This is a genomic window from Xanthomonas rydalmerensis, from assembly GCF_033170385.1.
Classification (GTDB): Bacteria; Pseudomonadota; Gammaproteobacteria; order Xanthomonadales; family Xanthomonadaceae; genus Xanthomonas_A; species Xanthomonas_A rydalmerensis.
The window spans coordinates 4296856-4315569 of sequence record NZ_CP126170.1 but is presented as its reverse complement, the minus strand read 5'-3'; the positions used below and the strand labels follow the sequence as shown (position 1 = coordinate 4315569).

Here is an 18714-nt window from a genome sequence, read left to right as displayed (position 1 = left end):
TGTTCCACGAGGCGACTTCCTGATGAGCAATTCTCTTTCGCCGGCATCGGCGCTGCGCAGCTTCGCGCAGCACCGCAAGCTGATCTACCAGCTCGCCAAGCGCGAGGTACTTGGCCGCTACCGCGGTTCCATCGCGGGCTTGGCCTGGTCGTTCTTCAATCCGCTGTTGATGCTGGCGGTCTACACCTTCGTCTTTTCCTACGTGTTCAATGCGCGCTGGGGTGGCTCGGTGGAATCCAATCGCGCCGAGTTCGCGATCATCCTGTTTGCCGGCATCATGGTCCACGGCTTCTTGTCCGAGTGCATCAGTCGCGCGCCGATGCTGGTCCTGGCCAACGCCAGTTACGTCAAGAAAGTGGTGTTTCCGCTGGAGATCCTGACCTGGTCGGCGGTTGCGTCGTCGCTGTTCCACATGGTCATCACCCTGGCGGTTCTGCTGATCGCGCAGTTCCTGCTGCTGCATCGGCTGCCGCTGACGGTGCTCTATTTCCCGCTGGTGATCGCGCCGTTGGTGATGGTCGCCTCGGGAGTCACCTGGTTCTTCGCCGCGCTGGGGGTGTACTACCGCGACATCGGCCAGATCACCGGTCTGCTGGCGACGGTACTGCTGTTCATGAGCCCTGCGCTGTATCCGATCACCTCGCTGCCGGAAGGCATGCGCAAGTGGATCTACCTCAACCCGCTGACCTTCATCATCGAGCAGTCCAGAAACGTCTTGATGTGGGGGCTGCCGCCGGACTGGATGGGCTTGCTCAAGTATTCCATCGGCAGCCTCATCGTCGCCTACGTGGGCTACTACTGGTTCCAATTGGTACGCCGCGGTTTCGCGGACGTCGTCTAACCGCTCGCTGAAGCATTCGCTTCGATTCAAAGGTCCATCATGTCGGAATTGGCGATTCGCGTCTCTGGCGCCTCCAAGTGCTATCAGGTCTACGACAAGCCGCACGACCGCATCAAGCAGGCGTTGTTCCCGCGGGTCGGGCGTTCGCTGGGTCTTGCCTCGCGCAAGTATTTCAAAGAGTTCTGGGCGCTGCAGGACGTGTCCTTCGAGGTGCGTCGCGGCGACACCGTGGGCATCATCGGCCGTAATGGCTCGGGCAAGTCGACCCTGTTGCAGATGATCTGCGGCACGCTGTCGCCGACGTCCGGGTCGATCCAGGTGAACGGCCGCGTCGCCGCCTTGCTGGAACTGGGCGCGGGCTTCAATCCCGAGTTCACCGGGCGCGAGAACGTGTTCATGAGCGCGTCCATCCTGGGCCTGACCCATGCGGAAATCGAGGCGCGCCTGGACCGCATCCTGGCGTTCGCCGACATCGGGGATTTCGTCGATCAGCCGGTCAAGGTCTATTCCAGTGGTATGTACGTGCGCTTGGCGTTCGCGGTGATCGCGCACGTGGACGCCGACATCATGGTGGTCGACGAGGCGCTGGCGGTCGGCGACGCAGTGTTCGTGCAGAAATGCATGCGCTTCCTGCGCGCTTTCCGCGAGCGCGGCACGCTGCTGTTCGTCAGCCACGACACCGGCTCGGTCCTGAGTTTCTGCCAGTCGGCGGTGTGGCTGGACAAGGGGGTCATGCGCATGCACGCCTCGGCCCAGGAAACCACCCAGGCCTATATCGAATATTGCGCGCAGGAAAGCTACGGCGACGAGGTGAAGCTGCAGGCGCTCGATCAGCGCGAGGGCAAGGTCATCGGGCCGCGTCCGGTGGCCAAGCCGGTGGAGGAGATCAAGCTCGAACTGTTCGACAACATCGCCCACTCCGACGGTTGGCAGTCGGGCGCCGCCAGCATCGCGTCGGTGGCGCTCACCAACCTCGACGATCCTGGCCGGCCTTATTTCTTCGGCGGCGAGCATGTCGCGCTGCGCATCGTCGCCAAGGTGCATCGCGACATGAAGAGCCCCATCCTTGGCTTTTTCGTCAAGGACAGCCTGGGACAATCCCTGTTCGGCGAGCACACCTTCACCCATGTGCAGCCGCCGCTCGACGTGGCCGCGGGCAATCAGCTTGAAGCGGAGTTCGTTTTCCACCTGCCACTACTGCCGAACGGGGATTACTCGATGACGGTCTCTGTCGCCGAGGGCGATCCCCTGACCAATACGCAGCATCACTGGTTGCACGATGCGGTGATCCTCAAGGTGTCCTCGCCTACGCTGCGCTACGGATTGGTCGGCATCCCGTTCGAGCGCGTGCAGATGAAGGTTGCGGAATCCCAATGAACGATACCTTCCAGAGCAGGATCGCGCTGCTGGCCAGCGACGATCCGCGCGTCAGCGTGGGGCGGTTCACCTACGGTAATCCGGAGCTGAAGGTGTGGGCCGAGGACGAGTCCATCGACATCGGCGCGTTCTGCTCGATCGCCGACGATGTGGTCATTTTCGGCGGTGGCGAACACCGTAGCGACTGGGTGACGACGTTTCCCCTGCGCATCGCCTTCGGCGATCCGCTCGCCAAGCGCGATGGCCTTCCGGCCAACAAAGGACCGACCCGCATCGGCAACGACGTCTGGCTGGGGCATGGTGCGATGGTGCTGTCCGGCGTCAGCATTGGCGATGGCGCCATCGTCGGCGCAGGTGCCGTGGTCGCGAAGGATGTTCCGCCTTATGCGATCGTCGCCGGCAATCCGGCCAAACTCGTTCGAAAGCGTTTCTCCGAGCAGCAGATCGAGGCCCTTCTCACCATCCGCTGGTGGGATTGGCCGATCGAAAAGATTCATGCCTGCCAGCATCTGCTATGCAAGGACGATGTCGATGCCTTCATCGCCCAGTTCCAGTAGTGCATCCGCGTGATGCGCAGTGTGCATATCCCTTCGGGAATGTCGTGTACGGAGCAGAATCGTGATCAACTTTCCAATTAACAATACGATGTTCCTGCACCCCCAGTGCACTCCGGAGAGTGCTTGGCTGGGGCATATCCCGTTCGCAGGATGGTTGATCGAGGAAATGCGCCCGGGAATCCTGGTGGAACTGGGGACGCATCGCGGTGCGTCCTACCTGGCGTTCTGCCAGGCGATTCAGGGCTGCGGGGTCCAGGCCAAGTGCTACGCCGTCGACACGTGGGAAGGCGACGAGCACGCGGGTGTCTACGGCGACGAGGTGTTCTTTACGTTGCTGGACTACCACCAACGCAACTATGCCGATTTTTCGCGTTTGATGCGCATGCGTTTCGAGGAGGCCGTCGAGTACTTCGAAGACGGCAGTGTGGATCTGCTGCATATCGATGGATTGCATACCTACGATGCGGTCCGCAATGATTTTGAAACCTGGGCAAGCAAGCTGTCCAAGCGCGCAGTGGTGCTGTTTCACGACATCAACGTCAGGGAGCGCGATTTCGGCGTTTGGCGCTACTGGGCGGAAATCCGCCAGCGCTATCCGTCGTTCGAATTCACGCATACCCATGGCTTGGGCGTGTTGTTGGTAGGCGAAGACCAGCCCGACGCGCTGCGCCAGCTGTGCGCGTTCACCGCAGTGGAAGGGGCGCCGGTCCTAGTGAATCGCCTGTTCGAGCACGTCGGGCAGCTGATCTCGACCAAGCTGGACATCGGCACGCTCGCGCGGGAGCAGGGCAGGCTGGCGGGGTTGTTGAACGAGAGTGAAGCGGCAAAGGGCGACATGTCCGCCGACCTCGCCGGCTTGCGCGAAACGCACGCCGCCTTGCAGTCCAAGCTGGACGAGCAGGCTGCCGCTTATCGCAGCGAAGTGGCGCACAGCGCCGAGCTTTCGGCGAAGGTGGCGGAAGTGCCCGTGCTGATGGGGCGCCTGCAGGAAGAGCTGGTGCAGCTCACCGAAATGCTTTCGGCCAAGGAGGCGGAGATGCAGCGCATTCAAGCGGAGAAACAGCAGCACGAGGTGGCGCTGGAACGCATGCGCGCCTCGTTCAGCTGGCGCCTGATGGCGCCGTTGCGAGCCATGAAGCGAATGTTCACGGGTGCTCAATGATGTTAAGATTGTGGTAATCGATCCGCGCGCACGGATCTCAGTACCCGGAATTTTTAATGAAGCCATGGCGCGTCCTGCTCCTCGACACCAAGCGGAGTAATCCCAACCATTACATCTGCTTGGCCATCGCCAGGGCGCTCGCACAACACGGCGGTGTCGAGTGCATGATCAAGGCCGACTACGGGTCGGCCATCGCGCAGGCGCAACGGCATGGATGCAATTTGCTGCTTGCTTTCGACGGCGAGGAGTTGGATCGCTCTGTAGTCGAGCGCTTGGTGGATGTCTGCGGCCGTGCTGTGCTCTGGGTCACCGAGGATCCGTACGAGCGCAGCATCAACGTGAAGAATTCGGATCTGTTCGATCTGGTGTTCACGAACGATGCCGGCAGTGTCGCTGGATACGGTGCGAAGGGGCGCCATCTGCCATTCGCCGCGGATGAGCACTTCCACTTCCATGCGTTGCCCGAGGTAGACGACGGGCACTACTTCTACGATCTTTTCTTTGCCGGCACGGCCTGGCCAAACCGGGCGGAGTTTCTCGGCAAGCTGCAGGCCGCGATTCCCGATATCCGCCTGAAGCTGGCGCTGCCCGCCAACCCGTACATTCCTGCGCCGAAGCTCGGCATGGAGCTGAGCGAATACGACTGGCGCACGCCGAACACCGAGTTCGCCAAGTTCTCCAATCGCAGCCGTTCGGTGCTGACCCTGCATCGTGCGTTCTCCTCCTCGGGCAACGATCCGGTCGCGCATACGCCAGGTCCGCGCTTCTTCGAAGTGGCCTTGGCGGGCGGCTTCCAGTTGGTGGACACCTCCATCCCCGAAATTCGGGTGGACGACTTCTTCACCGAAGGCAAGGAGTACGTCGGCTTTTCCAGCGTGCAGGAGTGCATCCAGAAGTTGGAGCATTATCTGGCCTACTCGCAGGAGCGCCTAGCGATCGCCCGCGCCGCACAGCAGCGCGCCCGGGCCGAACACCTGTACGCCAATCGGGTGCAGACCCTGTTCGCGGAGCTGGAGGCGCTGGCGGTGGTGCCGGTGCCGGTGCCGTCGCTGCAGCCGGCGCCCAGGGCGCGGCGGCGCCTGATGATGGTGTCGCACAACATCCTTGGCGTGGAGCCCTACGGCGGGGTGGAGGTCTATCAGGACTCCATGCGCCAAGCGCTCAGGGACGAATTCGAACTGTTCTTCTACGTCCCCGATCGGACGGTGACGCCGGTTGGCATGCGTTACGTGGTCTACAACGAAGCGATGCAGGTGGTCCAGAGCTTCGACTGCGCCTCCCCGCTCGACGACGCGCTGCTGTCCTGCCCCGAGCGCGAGCAAATGTTCTCCGGGTTGCTGGAGAAGTTCCGGATCGATCTGGTGCATTTCCAGCATCTGATCGGCCATGTGCCGTCCCTTGGTTTCATTCCGTCCGCGCTGGGCATTCCGTCGGTGCTGAGCCTGCACGACTACTACGTCGTCTGCTCGCGCTTCAACCTGCTGGACTACCGAGGAGTGTACTGCAACATTCCGGCGCTGCCGGCGGAGACCTGCGATGTGTGCCTGAATGCGGCGCATGGCCTGGCCGCGGGCAGTCAAGCCAAGCGCCGGGCCTTTTACGGTCGCATGCTGTTGGCGATGGACGCGCTCCACGCCAATACCGAGGGCGTGGCATCGTTGTTCAGGACGATGTATCCATTGCTGGAGGGCAGCGAGAAGCTGCGGGTCATGGGCGTGCCGATGCCCCTTGGCGACGAGCGTGCGAAGGTACCGCAGCATCCGCCGGAAATGCCGGATGCGCCGCTGCGGATCGCCATCGTCGGCAACTTCACCAAGAACAAGGGCGGCGACCAACTGGTCCATGCCTTCAACCAGTTGCGTACGGACAATGTCGAATTCACGGTGATCGGGCGGCTTTCCGAGCCGTACAACGAGATCTTCAATGTACTGAAGATCCCGAACCTGCGTGTGCATGGCGCCTACCGCCCTGGCAGCCTGCCGCAGATACTGGCCGGCTTCTCGATGTCGATGCATTTTTCAATCTGGCCCGAGACCTACTGCATCAGCCTGTCCGAGGCGTGGAGCGCGGGTTTGGTGCCGATCGTGTCGGACACGGGCGCGCTCGGCGAGCGGGTGGCCGATGGCGTCAACGGGTTCAAGCTGCCGATGGGAGAGTCGGGCGCGATCGTCTCGCTGGTACGGAGGCTGATCGCCGATCGCGCGGAGGTCGAGCGCGTGCGTGCGAACGTTCATGCCGGCCTCGGTGTCGGTCACCAGGAACATACGCAGTGGCTCAGCGGGCTCTATCACGGCCTGCTGGCGCAGTTGCCGCCGTGGCGTGCGCGTGACGCCGGGTCCCCGCCGCGTGGGCAGACGCTCAAGGAGATCGGCGTGTTGTTGATGGATCGAGAGTGGACCATCCAGCCGCGCGGTGCGACCGTCGTGGTGAACGAGGTCGCTCAATTGGTGCCGACGCCGGAGCCGGGAAGATTGCGCCGGCTGTATCGGTACTTTAGGAAGAACGGCGCGGTGAACACGGCGCGCAGGCTCGCCTCCAAAGTCGTGAGCCGCCTCTCTGGAGCCGCGAAATGAACACGCCCTTCCGCGTCCTGGTCTGCGGCGCCTCGCCGGACAATCAGAATCGTAACGTGGTGTTGCGCAGTTACGTGGCCGAAGGCTTTTGGCAATTGCGTGGTGTCGAGTTGGTGGTGAACGTGCCGCTCGAGCACGCCGCGGCCAAGGCATGGTCGGCCAAGCCCGAACTGGTCGTGTGCTTCGGTTCGTGCATGCCGGACGATGCCGATTACAGCGGCATCAAGCGCTACTGCGCGCAGACCGGTGCGACGCTGGTGTTCTGGCTGCACGACGATCCCTACGAATTCGATTTCAGCTACAAGATCAAGGACGTCGCCGATCTTGTCTTCAGCAACGACAAGTGGTGCGCCGAGCATTACGATCATCCACGCGCGTTCCACCTGCCGCTGGCAGCGAGCGAGCGAGCGCACTGGCGTCCGATCTCGGCGACGAAGGACGTCAACATCTTTTTCTGCGGCGTCGCTTTCGGTAACCGAATCAAGTTGCTGCGCGATCTGGCAAAGCCGTTGCAGGAGCACGCTGCGGTGGTGCTGGGCGATGGATGGCCGGAGTCGGAGTTGCCGTTCTGCCGCAATCAGCGCCTGCCCAACAACGAGCTCTCGGATCGGTATGCGCGTGCATGGATCACGCTCAACATGGGGCGCGACTACCACTACGCCAACGATCGCTTCAAGCTTGATCCTTCCACGCCGGGGCCGCGCACCTTCGAAGCTGCGATGGCGGGGACGACCCAGTTGTTCTTCGTCGAAAGCCTGGAGATCGTCGATTACTACGCGCCCGGCACCGAGGTCCTGCTCTACAACTCCGTGCGCGAGTTCCGCGAGTGCGTTGAGGCCATGGTCGGCGATCGCAATCGCTGCCTGTCGATCGCCGCGGCGGCCCAGCAGCGCACGCTGCGCGAGCATACCTATCTGCACCGCGCGCAGACGATGCTGGAACATGTGCAGGAGTGGCGCGCAGGCCGGTGACGGGGAAGCCGAGCTTGGCCAATGGCCGGTCGTCGGGCATGGGGAACGTGGTTCGTGTACTGAGGAGGCAGTAACGTGGCAGTGGAGTTGTGGGGAAGCCTGGCGCTTTGCGTTGCGGTGGCGTTGTCGTTGCTTGGAGTGGGGGCGGGGTTGCTGTCGCTCACCGAGGCCGGCAGGCGGCTGCACGGCCTGGAACTGCTGGCGTACTCCGTTGCTGTCGGCGTGGTCGGGCATGGTGCGCTTGGCGTCTTCGTCGTCTCCCTTCCGAGCGACAATCAGCTCAATGCGTGCATCGGGTTTGCGCTGCTGTACGCGCTCTCTTGCTGGCAGTGGTATCGCCATGGCGTGCTCGGCAAGCTGCTGACGGGGCGTTGGCGGCTGACTGTTCTCGGCTTCGCCGCGTGGATCGGCATGGCGCTGTCGTGCATGGCGATCGTGTCGATGCCGGCCCGCTTTCCCGGCGAGTTGCCGGACGGGCCATACGTGATCAAGAACCAGCATCTGCACGTCAAGGTGCAGGTGATGATGGGAGCGTTCCCGGCAGACAATTACCTGCCGTTCCTGTCCAGCGAGTTCCTGCTGCGGGACATCCAGTTCGCGTTCGAACGGCCGCTCATGCCCGGGCAGGAACTGTCGAACCGTCCCATTTTGATGTCGCTGGTGAATGTGCCGTTCCGTGCGGCCCTGGATCCGCCGGCAAAGCAAATCCATGCGCTGCCCAGATTCAAGTACGTCGGCCAGGATTGGCCCGACGTCGGAAGCCTGGGCGACGACGCTGCCTTCCGGCAGTTCCTCGCGGTCGGCATCGTGTTGAACAGCACGTTGTTGCTCGGTGCGGCATTGCTGCTCATGCGGGCCGGATTGCGTGGGGCCTATGTGCTAGCCGGTTTGCTGCTGGTCGTCAGTAGCCCGTACTTCATTGCCCAGACCCTGTTCACCTGGCCGAAATCCCTGGGCGGCTTCTTCCTCATTCTCGGTGCCTATACGTTGCTGTCGCGACGTTCCGCCTTGGCCGCGGGCGTGCTGGCAGGCATGGCGTATTGGTCGCATCCCTACGCAATCGTCTTCGCGGGATGCTTCGGGCTGTACATCCTGCTGCGCGACGGATTCAAACCACAGTGCGTGCGCAACGTGATTGCCTATGGGCTGGCGCTGGTCGCCTGCGTGCTGCCCTGGTGGTTGTGGACGCGCTGGTACTTGCAGATTCCGTCTGACCTGGTGGCGCAGAACCTGTTGAGCTCGGCGAGCCTGGGCGATCTGCTCTGGGTACGCGTCGCCAACGCAGCACGGACGTTCCTGCCGCTGTATCTCGGCACCTATCCGATGGTGCCCAACCAGCTGTTCCAGGAAGTGATGATCTCGATCACCGGCGCCATGGGCGTGTTGGTGAGCGCGCAGGCATATGCGGGCGCATGGACGTATGGCAGTCGCCGGCCCAGGGAACTCTTCGCCTTCGTGGTGTTGCCCAGTGCGCTGCTGGTAGGTGTGTTCAGTGCTCCGGCGATTCCTGCAGTCCACGGCCTGCAAGCCATCGGCATCGTGCTGTGCGTGTTCGCGATGAAGTTCATGCAGGATCGCATGAGCAAGCGGATCGCGTTGGCATGCGTCGTCCTTCAGCTATTGATCAATCTTGGCCTGCTGTGGGCAAGGGCCGACGCCCTGCTGCCGCCGGCCTGAAGCGGAATCGAGGAGAAGCGAAATGCGTGTGCGTACCATGCTGACCATGGCCTCCGTCCTGTGGGTGCTGGCCGGGTGCCGACAGTATCCTGCCAGCGAGTGCGAAAAGTACCTGGCGGCAGCAGACGTCTCCGTCCGCGTGCCCATGGACGACTCTTCCAATGCGGCGATCCCGTTGAACGATCAGCAGGTGCTTGCCGGCACCTTCGCGCCTCCGGCCACGCTGCACGTCAAGCGGGCGGCGGTGCAGATCGGCAACAGCGGTGGCGCCGCGCAGGGCAAGATTGCCCTGAAGCTCTGCCAGGATGAGCGCTGCACGATCGGAAGAGCGGAGCTTGCCGGCTCCAAGGACAACGACTACCTGCCGGTCACGTTGGAATCCGAGTTCGCGCTGCAGCAAAGCGGTGGCGTGGTGCGCTACGAACTGGCACGCGAGGCCGGCGGTGACAAGCTGGTTGTCTGGGTGTACCCCGCCCAGGGCAAGGAGTCGCTGACGATCAACGGCAACCCTGAAAGCAAAGTCCTCAATCTGATGCTGTATCAGCGTTGATGCGCTGCGTAACGCGCGCATCCACCCTGCGTGAGGTGCGCGCGTTGGTCGCTTGCCTCGCTGCGACCAGGTAACACCGCACCACCGCACAGCTACACGCTTGCCTCATCTCCCCGTTTCACCGCGAGCGGTGTTGTCCTGTCTGTCACACGCCTGCATTCCGGTGCGTGACCCATAAGCGCTGAGTATCCATTCACACGCTGATCGCCGATGCGTCAGCATATGCGACATCGCGCGCCGGGCGCTGCAGCAACGCCCGGCGCAGCAGTCAGGGTTTGCTCTCAACCTGGATGCACTTTCTGCAGCCGAGGTCGCGCTCGATCAATGGAGTGAACATGTGCATCGGTGGATTGAACTCGTGGTCGAGTTCGCTCAGCGGGCGGTCCTTCACATAGCCCTGCGCCTTTTGCTGCGTCGCGGCTTCCTTGACCACGTTCGCCCATAGCACGTCCGAGGGCGTCAGCAGGTAAGGCCAGATCTGCGGAACGGTAATGCGGATAAAGGCGACTGTGCCGGCCGCCGATCCAAGCGACAGGATCAGGAGCGGTACCAACATCGGTTTGCCGAGCTTGCGCGCAACCAAGCCGACGAGCGCGCTGATCGGCAGGTAAGCGAAAAAGGTAGCGAAGATCAGATAGCGGGTACCGAACAGATAGCCATCCAGGCTATGCGGATCCAGCGTGCCTTTGGTTCGCAGCACCGGGAGCGCGCTGAACAATGCCAGCGCGAGTGTGGGGAAACCCACCACGATGCTGGCCAACATCAGTGACGGCCGGTACTGCGCGCGGGCGCGCTGGGCCATGGCGATCGCGGCGGCAAGCAGCGCGGCCAGCAAGGCCAGGCCATAGACGGCGTCGACCGGGAAGGCGTCCACGTCCGGCCAGCGGAAGCGGCCGCTGGCCCACAGCGACTGCAGCCCGCCATGCACGAGTCCCATGTACAGCGCACCAAACCGCTTTACCAGCGTCGACACTGGTATCGCCAGTTCCGGTGTCGGCACGCCACGAGTCATCATCGCGCCATGTAGCGCCGTCAGCACGGCGAAGATGCAGATGGTGCGCCAATGACGGGGCGCGAGCCGTTGGCTCCACATCAGCACGCAGCAACTGATCAGGGCGGTGATGCTGATGACGAAGCCCACGCCGAGAAAATGCATCGAGGCGTAGCTCCAGGCCATCGCCCAGAGCAACGCGCGTTCGTCCCTGAAGCCGCTTGCGCGGATCAGATAGCGCAGCCCCATCGCGGCACACGCCATGCACAGGAATTGTCCGGCCATGAACGGCCAGGTCACCATTTCCGCGATCGCTGGTTGCAGCAGGAACACCACGGCGAGCAGATAGCCGGCGACCTGCGCAACGCTGCGGCCATTGCCCAAGGCCTCCAGCGTCGTACGCGTGAGTGAAGCCAGAGCGGTACCCAGCAGGCCGAGCAACAGCATCTGCCGCCAGAACCATAGGTGCTCGCTGGTACTGAACAGCCTTGCCTGCAGTAGCTCCGCGGCGAAGTACAGTGGCGTGTAATGGCCACCGTAGGAGGCATAAATGTGCGCGTCGACAAAGTGGGCGAGATCGCCGCTGTACGCCCAAGCGATAAATAGGCCGGATTCTGCCCTGAACGTCTGAATGTTCAGCCCGGACCAATGGTAGAACGCTCCTAGAAAGAGCGTCAGTGCCAACCAAGGAAGAAGGAACCTCTTGGCCAGGTGCATGGCGCCGGATGAGGGCGGTTGTGGTGCGGTGGGCATGGCGCCATTGCTCGCAGAGTGGTGGCACGGTGGTCGAACGCCTTTCGCCCCATGCAGAGGTGACGGGCGGGAAGCGGATCAGTTCTTGAACGACAGGTACTTGTGGCCCAGGTAGCTGGTCACGACGGGCACGGCGACTCCAATCGCGTGGGCGACGGTTTCGTCCAGATAGCGGATGCCGAGCCAGGGGAAAACCCACTTCGCCAGCAACAGACTGATCGCCAGGGTCTGCAGCAGAGCGACGGCGTTGACCACGACGAACCAGGCGATCTGCGTGCGTTGGGTGTTGGAGGTTTCCTTGAACGCCAACTTGCGCATCAAGATGAAGGCCGTGGTCATGCCGACCAGGTAGGCCAGCACGATCGCGGCGGCATACGGCAGCCAATGGCTGAAGAGGATGCGCGAGCCGAAGTTGGCGGCGGCAGCGATGCCGCCGGACAGCAGGAAGAAGAAGAACCGCTTGCTGATCATGCCGTCGCCGCAACCTCGGCCAGACGCCTGCCGACGTCGATGCTTTCGTTGATCGAGCGATCTTCCGGGTAGTAATACGCCGTATCCGCCATGTAGAAGCCCTGCACCGGCGTCTTCATCGGCGGCAGCATGTCTTGGAACCCTGGCGGGCAGATGGTCTGCGCGTACTCGTAGCGATGGCAATGGGTCGCGCGGATCCACTCCGGCTTGAAGTCCGGATTGATCATCGGCAGGTAACGGATGACTTCGTCGATCAGCTGCTGGTTGCTCCACTGCCACTTCGGATGGGTCTTGGGCATGTAGTAGGGCGCGTACACGATGTGCTCGCCAGGGCCCTTGCCGGGGTTGAGGTTGCTGTATTCGATCAGGCCGGGGATGGCGATGCGGTCGTCGCTGATGTTCATCCAGAAGTTTTCGCTGACCGGCTTGGACAGCTTGAGGATCACGCAGGCGACCGGGATGTTCTCGATCGCGGCGACCTGATCGGCAAAGGTCTTGGGCAGGCCCGGCACCATGCCAGGCACGTACTGGATCGGCGCCGTCGACACCACGCCGTCGTAGGCATGATGGCCGTCGCGGGTGCGGATGCCGGTGACCTTGCCGTCGACCGAGGCCACTTCCTCGATCGGTTGCGATAGCAGGATGCGTCCGCCGAGGCGTGCGACTTCCGCCGCCATGCGTTCCAGCAGCACGGCCGAGCCGCCTTCGAGATAGCCCATGCTTTCGTTGAACAGGTTGCGCCGCGACAGCGCCACGCGCTTGATGCGGGTGCCGATCCACGAGGCGGACAGGTCATTCTGGTACTCGAAGAACTTCAGCGCGAAGGCCTTCTCCCACATCACCTTGTAGGCTTTGGGGCCGATCCAGCGGGTGATCCAGTCACGCGCATTTTCCTTGTCCAGCGCCGTCCAGTCGCTGATGCCCTTGGTGTGCATGACGTGCAGGGCGTAGCGGATCTTGTCGACCAGCCCCAGGTGCGGGAAACCGAGCAGGGCGAACGGCGTTCCCCATTTGTGCAGCTTGCCCTGGTAGTAATACCCCATCTTGGTGTCCGTCCAGTGCAGGCGGTCGGACAGCTTCAGGTCCTCGAGCAGCTTGAACAGCGGGAAATCGGTCTTGCAGATGAAGTGGTAGTAGCGCTCGATGCGCAGGCCGTCGAAATCGAAGTCCGCGGACATGCCGCCGATGCGGTCGTCGCGTTCGTAGACGTCGACCTGGTGGCCCTTCTTCAGCAGTTCCATGGCAGCCATCAGGCCCATGGGGCCGCTGCCGACGATCGCGAATGTACTCATGATTCTAGTCTCGTATGACGGTTCAGCGCTTGAGCACGATGTGGCTGTAGCGCGGGTCGGTGTAGCTTTCGCGGATCGCGTCTTCGAACGGCGTCTGCCGCACGCCGAACACCGCTTCGGTATCGACGCCCTTGAAGTCGTCGCCGGCGCTCAGCGCCTTCAGCTGGTCGGCGGTGAACGGCGGCTTGGAACTGAAGAGCGAATACACGCGCAGCAGGAAGGCGAAGAAGCCGATCGGGATATGCACGATCAGGGTGTGCAGCTTCTTGACCCGCTTGATCGTCCTGATGATGTCGACGTAGTCCACGCGGGTGTCGCCGACGATGTCGTAGACATCGCCGTCGGGTTCGCGTTCGATGCACTTGGCGATGCAGCGGCAGAAGTCGCGCTCGTACAGCGGCTGGCGCATGAACCGGCCATCGCCCGGAATCGGGAACACCGGCGTCTTGGCCATGAAGCGCGACAGCCAGCCCAGATGCTTGGGATCGAACCAGCCGAACATCAGGGTCGGGCGCAGCACGCAGTGGCGCAGGCCGCTGGCGACCACCATTTCTTCCTGAGCGCGCTTGGTGTTGGTGTAGTCGTCCTTGGCCACCGAGTTCACCACCGAGGAGCTGATGTGCACCAGATACGGCACCTTCGCCGCGCGACAGGCATCGAGCACGTGCGCGGTCGCGGTCAGGTTGTTGCGAGTGAACAGGTCGGTGGTCTTGCCGGTGATCTGCGCGTGCAGCTGGGCAACGCAGGCTGCACCCTCGAACTCGTGCGCCCAATCGCCCGGCTCGGCCAGATCCGCCTCCACCACGCGCACGGCCGGATGCAGCTCGCGCAGGATCTGCAGGTTGTGCGCATGCTTGTCGATCGCCACAAGCTGGGTGTAGCCCTGCTGCTCCAGTTCGACGATCAGGTTCTGGCCGACCAGGCCCGCGGCGCCGGTGATGACGATCTTGGCGTGTTTGTCGGTCATGTCAGAGCTTGATCCTGCGGAAAACGAATTCGGGAATGGATTTGATGACGAACATGATCGCCCACCAGAAACCGGGCAGGTAGGCGACCGCGCGGCGGCCGTCGACCGCGCGCAGGATGCCCTTGGCGATCTGGTCGGGCTTGGCCCACAGCGCGCCTTTCTTGAAGGCGGCGGTCATCGGCGTATCGACGAAGCCCGGCTTGATGGTGAGTACGTTGATGCCCTCCGGGTGCAGGCGCTGGCCGAGGCCGCTCAGATAGGCGCTGACCGCGGCCTTGGCGCTGCCGTACAGGTAGTTGCTGGCGCGGCCGCGGTCGCCGGCCACCGACGAGATCACCGCCAGCGTCGCGCCCGCGCGCAGGCGCGGCGCCAGGGCGGCGCACAGCGCGATCGTCGAGGTGCCGTTGGTGGCGAACTCGCGCATCGACAGGTCGACCGAGGCATCGCACGCGGCCTGGTCGGGCAGCGTGCCGTGGGCGATCAGCACCACGTCGACGCCGCCCAGCGCGGCCCAGGCGGCATCGAAGGCCGCCGCATGGCCGGCGCTGTCGTTGACGTCGAGCACGCCGCAACTGGCCTTGCCGCCGCGTGCCGACAGATCGGACGCGATCGCGTCCAGGCGCGCGGCCTGGCGGCCGAGCAGATGGAGGGCCGCGCCGCGCGCGGCGTAGCGCCGGGCGGTGGCCTCGGCGATGGCCGAGGTGGCGCCAATGATGAGGACGCGTTGCATATTCACTCCGTGACCCGGCGCCAAAAGCCGGAAGAAAAGCGGGGATCGAGATAGCGGCTGAAGTCCTGCCAGCGGGCATAGGCGCGCTGGAACGAGGCGGCGGACATCCGCGCATCCTTGGCAGGGTACAGAGCGCCGTCGGCGGCGTCGACGATGCGGTCCAGCCGCTCCAGCAGGCGCAGCACGTCGGCGCCGTCGTTGGGGAAGTCCAGCGCCAGCGTGGTGCCCGGGCGCGGGAAGGACAGCATGCCGCGCGCGGGAAGGTCGCCGAATTCCTTCAGCACGGCCAGGAAAGAGCCGCTGCCGCTGCGGGCGATTTCTGCCAGCAGCGCGTCCACGCCGTCGCGCGCGGTGGCCGGCGGCAGCACGCACTGGTACTGCAGGAAGCCGCGCGGGCCGTACATGCGGTTCCAGTGGCGGATGCCGTCCAGTGGATAGAAGAACGGCAACACATGGCTCAGCCGGCGCTTGCTGCGCGCGGGTTGGCGCCAGTAGTACAGCGCATTGAACGGCCGCAGCGACAGCTTGTTGACCAGCGAGACCGGCGGGGTCAGCGGCATCGCAAGGCCCTTGCCGGGCGAGGCCGGGCGCTCCTCGGGCGGGCCAGCGCAGTGATCGGCACGGGTGAAATGGCCGCGGCCGCGGGCGCGACCGCTGGCCAGGCAGTCGATCCAGGCGACGCTGTATTCGTGGCTGTCGGCCGAGGCGGCGGACAGCGCGAAGAACTCGTCGAGCGAGCCGAAGCGGATGTTCTCCGTCTCCAGTGCCGGGCCCGGCACGCGGCGCAGCTGGATCTCCGCCCAGGTGATCAGCCCGGTCAGGCCGAGTCCGCCGACCGTGGCCGCGAACCAGCCGTCGGCATCGTCGTGCGGGGTGCACAGGCGGCGGCTGCCGTCGCTGCGCAACAGCTCGAAGGCGAGCACGTGGTGGCCGAAGTTGCCGGTGCGGTGATGGTTCTTGCCGTGCACGTCGTTGGCGATGGCGCCGGCCACAGTGACGTAGCGGGTGCCCGGCGTCACCGGCAGGAACCAGCCCTGCGGCAGCGCCAGATCGATGATTTCAGCGAGGGTGACTCCCGCCTCACAGCGCAGCCGGCCGGTGGCCGGGTCGAAGCCGATGAAGCGGTCCAGGCCGCGCGCGCACAGCAGGATGCCATCCGGATTGAGGCAGCTGTCGCCGTAACTGCGGCCATTACCACGCGGCAGGGCGTTGCCGGCGAAGGCCGGCAGGGCGGCCGCCCGGTCGGCGATCGGCAGCAGCGTCTGCGTCGCGTGCGGGTAGCGCCCCCAGGACTGCCCGGCATCGGCCATCAGATGGCGCTCAGCGCGAACAGCCCGCACAGCACCACCACCACCTGGCTGACCCGGTCGGTGGCGGCAAATACGATCGGGTCGTCGTGCATGTCGCCGCGGTGCGCCACGATCCAGACCCGGCTGACCCAGTACAGCAGCACCGGGCAGATCAGCCACAGCAGCTTCGGATGCCGATATAACTGCACGCTTTCCGGGCTGTTGATGTACAGCGCCATCACCATGACCGCGATGTAGCCGGCCGCCGCACCCATCGATTGCAGCAGCACCAGGTCTTCCACCGAGTAGGCGCGGCCGCTGGCCTTGGTCTTGCCGCTGCCGAGCATTGCGTGCAGTTCGGTGTAGCGCTTGAGCAGCGCCAGCGAGAGGAAGATGAACATCGAGAACGCCAGCAGCCAGAACGACAGCTCTAGGTCGATGGCTACCGCGCCGCCAATGATGCGCACGGTGTACAGCGCCGCCAGCAATACCACGTCGATCATCACGATGCGCTTGAGCCGCAGCGAGTACGCCAGCGTCATCACGTAGTAGGCCAGCAGCACCAGGGTGAACTGCAGGTTGCAGGCCAGCGATAGCGCCAGTCCGGCCAGGGTCAGGGCAGGTGCGGCGAACAGGCCCTGCAGCAGCGGCAGCCGACCGGCGGCGAACGGGCGCTTGCGCTTGCGCGGATGCTGGCGGTCGGGGGTGAGATCGAGCAGGTCGTTGAGCACGTAGACGCCGGAAGCGCACAGCCCGAACGCGACCATGGCGATCACCGACTGCAGCACCGACTCGCCGTCCAGGAAGCGGTGCGCTGTCAGCAGCGGCACGAACACCAGCAGGTTCTTCAGCCATTGGTGCAGGCGCAGCGCCTTGAGCCAGGCGCGGGCGCGCGGCGGCGCCGGCCAATGCCCGTGCACCGTGGTGCGCTGCGCGGCAGCGGCGCGCAGCCCGTTGCCGTTGTTGACCACCCAGGCGCCGCCGGCCTTGTCCCACACGTGCAGGTCCACGCGGCCATTGCCGGCATAGTCGAAGTTGCCGGCGCCGAACCGCTCCACCAGCACGTCGGCCTTGTTGCGGCCGGACAGGTTGCGCTGGCCGTCGCTGGCGATGACCTCTTCGAACAGGCCCAGGTGCGCGGCGATCGGCGCGACCAGCAACTGGTCGGAGGCGGTGCACAGCACGCGCGGGCGCTGCGAGGTAGTACGCAGCAGCTCCAGCACGTGCGCGTTGTAGGGCAGGGTTTCGGCCGGGAGCGTGACCCGCGCGGCCAGTTCGCGCTTCAGCGCGGCCTTGCCGCGCAGCAGCCACAGCGGCAGCAGGAACACGTACAGCGGATTGCGCGCCAGCAGGGCCAGCAGGGACTCGTAGAGGATGTCCGAATTCAGCAGCGTGCCGTCCAGATCCACACAGAGCGCACGCCCTGAAACAGCCGGGCGGTCGGCGGGAGAACTGGGGGGGAAGGACATGCTGCGGCCTGGTGATGCATAGCGGGGCCGCATTATAACCAGCGGTTCAGGCGGCCTGGCGTCGTTGCAGGAATTCCGTCGCGCCCATCGCCAGGGCGCCCACGGCGACCGCGTACCAAAGCGTCACCAGCCGCGCCGCCACCGCGACCGCGATCGCATCGGCGGTGGCGACGCCCAGCCGGTCCAACATCAGCACGATCGCCAGTTCTGTGGTGCCGACCCCGCCTGGGACGAAGGACAGCGCGCCGATCAGCATCGCCAGCGGGTAGATGCCGAACGCGACCAGCGGATCCAGGTCCAGGCCCAGGCCGCTGCACAGCCCCACGAAGACCGCCGAGGTCAGGCCCCAGGCGCCGGCCCCCGCGATCAGGCTGCGCACCATCTGCGCCGTTCCGAGGCAGGCACGCAGTTCCGTGGCGGCGAACACGGCGAACTGCGCCGTCCTCCGCAGCCAGCGCCCGGGCAGGCGCCGGCCCACACCCTCCAGCCACGCCAGCAGGGCCGGCCAGGCGGCGGCGCCGAACAGCAGGGCGACAAAGCCCAGCACCACTGCGGCGAGCGTGCCCAGAGTGGGGAAGACCGGTGCGGCCAGCAGCGACAGCGCCAGGATCACCAGCAGGTCGGAGGCGCGCTCGAACACGAACACCGCCAGCGTCCGACCTGCCGGCACGCCCATGCGGGCGAAATAGCGGATGCGCAGCAATTCCCCGGCCTTGCCAGGGGTGGCGGTCAATGCGAACCCGGCCAGGTAGGCGGCCCATCCGAGGCCGAACGGGACCGCATGGCCTTGTCGTTGCAGCAGCCAGCGCCAGCGCCAGAAGCGGAACAGGTAACTGACCGAGACCGGCAGCACCGCCAGCGCCAGCAACGGCCAGATCGCACCCAGCCGGGCGAACGTGCCGTTGCCGCGATCGATCCACCACAGGGCGGCCAGGTAGCCGCCGCACAACAGCACGACGAACAGCGCCAGATGATCCGCACGGTGGCGCGGCGCGGGCACGCCGTCGGCGCCGTGCGGCATCATTCCCGGGTCTCCGCGACGGC

General features: G+C 64.5%; 16 protein-coding genes. 8 read left to right on the top strand and 8 right to left on the bottom strand.

The window, feature by feature from the left end; all coding sequences use genetic code 11:
• Positions 1 to 22: 22 nt before the first annotated feature.
• The 8 genes from QN245_RS18280 to QN245_RS18245 all read left to right on the top strand — a co-directional run bounded on the left by QN245_RS18280 (position 23) and on the right by QN245_RS18245 (position 9708).
• A complete protein-coding gene (locus QN245_RS18280) occupies positions 23 to 841 on the top strand; it encodes an ABC transporter permease (protein WP_184448450.1) in 819 nt (272 codons plus the stop codon).
• Positions 842 to 880: 39 nt separating this feature from the next.
• On the top strand, positions 881 to 2218 hold the full coding sequence (locus QN245_RS18275) for an ABC transporter ATP-binding protein (protein ID WP_317843831.1): 1338 nt from the start codon (positions 881 to 883) through the stop codon (positions 2216 to 2218).
• Positions 2215 to 2775, top strand: coding sequence for a CatB-related O-acetyltransferase (locus tag QN245_RS18270; protein WP_184448448.1), 561 nt, complete (start codon positions 2215 to 2217; stop codon positions 2773 to 2775). Before QN245_RS18275 ends, QN245_RS18270 begins: the two co-directional genes overlap by 4 nt.
• Positions 2776 to 2836: 61 nt before the next feature.
• A complete protein-coding gene (locus QN245_RS18265) occupies positions 2837 to 3937 on the top strand; it encodes a class I SAM-dependent methyltransferase (RefSeq protein ID WP_317843830.1) in 1101 nt (366 codons plus the stop codon).
• A 56-nt stretch (positions 3938 to 3993) separates the two neighbouring features.
• Positions 3994 to 6510 carry a glycosyltransferase family protein gene (locus QN245_RS18260; protein ID WP_317843829.1) on the top strand — a complete coding sequence of 839 codons (2517 nt, stop codon included), beginning with the start codon at positions 3994 to 3996 and terminating at the stop codon, positions 6508 to 6510.
• A complete protein-coding gene (locus QN245_RS18255) occupies positions 6507 to 7481 on the top strand; it encodes a CgeB family protein (RefSeq protein ID WP_317843828.1) in 975 nt (324 codons plus the stop codon). Before QN245_RS18260 ends, QN245_RS18255 begins: the two co-directional genes overlap by 4 nt.
• Positions 7482 to 7556: 75 nt before the next feature.
• Positions 7557 to 9158, top strand: a complete 1602-nt coding sequence (locus tag QN245_RS18250) for a hypothetical protein (RefSeq protein WP_317843827.1) — start codon at positions 7557 to 7559, stop codon at positions 9156 to 9158.
• Positions 9159 to 9180: 22 nt separating this feature from the next.
• On the top strand, positions 9181 to 9708 hold the full coding sequence (locus QN245_RS18245) for a hypothetical protein (RefSeq protein WP_184448444.1): 528 nt from the start codon (positions 9181 to 9183) through the stop codon (positions 9706 to 9708).
• A 268-nt stretch (positions 9709 to 9976) separates the two neighbouring features.
• On the opposite strand, the gene QN245_RS18240 is transcribed toward QN245_RS18245, so the two are convergent.
• The 8 genes from QN245_RS18240 to QN245_RS18205 form a co-directional block, all read right to left on the bottom strand.
• On the bottom strand, positions 9977 to 11452 hold the full coding sequence (locus tag QN245_RS18240) for a hypothetical protein (RefSeq protein ID WP_184448443.1): 1476 nt from the start codon (positions 11450 to 11452) through the stop codon (positions 9977 to 9979).
• A gap of 78 nt (positions 11453 to 11530) precedes the next feature.
• On the bottom strand, positions 11531 to 11923 hold the full coding sequence (locus QN245_RS18235; protein ID WP_184448442.1) for a GtrA family protein: 393 nt from the start codon (positions 11921 to 11923) through the stop codon (positions 11531 to 11533).
• Complete coding sequence (locus tag QN245_RS18230; protein ID WP_317843826.1) at positions 11920 to 13215, bottom strand: NAD(P)/FAD-dependent oxidoreductase; 1296 nt, start codon at positions 13213 to 13215, stop codon at positions 11920 to 11922. The genes QN245_RS18235 and QN245_RS18230 overlap by 4 nt, the downstream gene beginning before the upstream one ends.
• A 22-nt stretch (positions 13216 to 13237) precedes the next feature.
• Positions 13238 to 14182: an NAD-dependent epimerase/dehydratase family protein gene (locus tag QN245_RS18225; protein WP_184448440.1), complete on the bottom strand. Its 945-nt coding sequence runs from the start codon at positions 14180 to 14182 to the stop codon at positions 13238 to 13240.
• Between the two features lies 1 nt (position 14183).
• Entirely contained in the window at positions 14184 to 14912 is a 729-nt protein-coding gene (locus QN245_RS18220; RefSeq protein ID WP_317843825.1) for an SDR family oxidoreductase, read from the bottom strand.
• A gap of 2 nt (positions 14913 to 14914) precedes the next feature.
• On the bottom strand, positions 14915 to 16222 hold the full coding sequence (locus QN245_RS18215; RefSeq protein WP_317843824.1) for an FAD-binding oxidoreductase: 1308 nt from the start codon (positions 16220 to 16222) through the stop codon (positions 14915 to 14917).
• Positions 16222 to 17610 carry a UbiA family prenyltransferase gene (locus tag QN245_RS18210; RefSeq protein ID WP_317845398.1) on the bottom strand — a complete coding sequence of 463 codons (1389 nt, stop codon included), beginning with the start codon at positions 17608 to 17610 and terminating at the stop codon, positions 16222 to 16224. The genes QN245_RS18215 and QN245_RS18210 overlap by 1 nt, the downstream gene beginning before the upstream one ends.
• 106 nt (positions 17611 to 17716) lie before the next feature.
• Positions 17717 to 18694, bottom strand: a complete 978-nt coding sequence (locus tag QN245_RS18205) for a lysylphosphatidylglycerol synthase transmembrane domain-containing protein (RefSeq protein ID WP_184448437.1) — start codon at positions 18692 to 18694, stop codon at positions 17717 to 17719.
• Positions 18695 to 18714 lie beyond the last annotated feature (20 nt).

Bases quoted from the DNA above. Each gene is read 5' to 3' on its own strand.
- QN245_RS18280 (WP_184448450.1), top strand. From the start codon at position 23: ATGAGCAATTCTCTTTCGCCGGCATCGGCGCTGCGCAGCTTCGCGCAG.
- QN245_RS18275 (WP_317843831.1), top strand. From the start codon at position 881: ATGTCGGAATTGGCGATTCGCGTCTCTGGCGCCTCCAAGTGCTATCAG.
- QN245_RS18270 (WP_184448448.1), top strand. From the start codon at position 2,215: ATGAACGATACCTTCCAGAGCAGGATCGCGCTGCTGGCCAGCGACGAT.
- QN245_RS18260 (WP_317843829.1), top strand. From the start codon at position 3,994: ATGAAGCCATGGCGCGTCCTGCTCCTCGACACCAAGCGGAGTAATCCC.
- QN245_RS18255 (WP_317843828.1), top strand. From the start codon at position 6,507: ATGAACACGCCCTTCCGCGTCCTGGTCTGCGGCGCCTCGCCGGACAAT.
- QN245_RS18245 (WP_184448444.1), top strand. From the start codon at position 9,181: ATGCGTGTGCGTACCATGCTGACCATGGCCTCCGTCCTGTGGGTGCTG.
- QN245_RS18240 (WP_184448443.1), bottom strand. From the start codon at position 11,452: ATGCCCACCGCACCACAACCGCCCTCATCCGGCGCCATGCACCTGGCC.
- QN245_RS18235 (WP_184448442.1), bottom strand. From the start codon at position 11,923: ATGATCAGCAAGCGGTTCTTCTTCTTCCTGCTGTCCGGCGGCATCGCT.
- QN245_RS18230 (WP_317843826.1), bottom strand. From the start codon at position 13,215: ATGAGTACATTCGCGATCGTCGGCAGCGGCCCCATGGGCCTGATGGCT.
- QN245_RS18225 (WP_184448440.1), bottom strand. From the start codon at position 14,182: ATGACCGACAAACACGCCAAGATCGTCATCACCGGCGCCGCGGGCCTG.
- QN245_RS18220 (WP_317843825.1), bottom strand. From the start codon at position 14,912: ATGCAACGCGTCCTCATCATTGGCGCCACCTCGGCCATCGCCGAGGCC.
- QN245_RS18215 (WP_317843824.1), bottom strand. From the start codon at position 16,222: ATGGCCGATGCCGGGCAGTCCTGGGGGCGCTACCCGCACGCGACGCAG.
- QN245_RS18205 (WP_184448437.1), bottom strand. From the start codon at position 18,694: ATGATGCCGCACGGCGCCGACGGCGTGCCCGCGCCGCGCCACCGTGCG.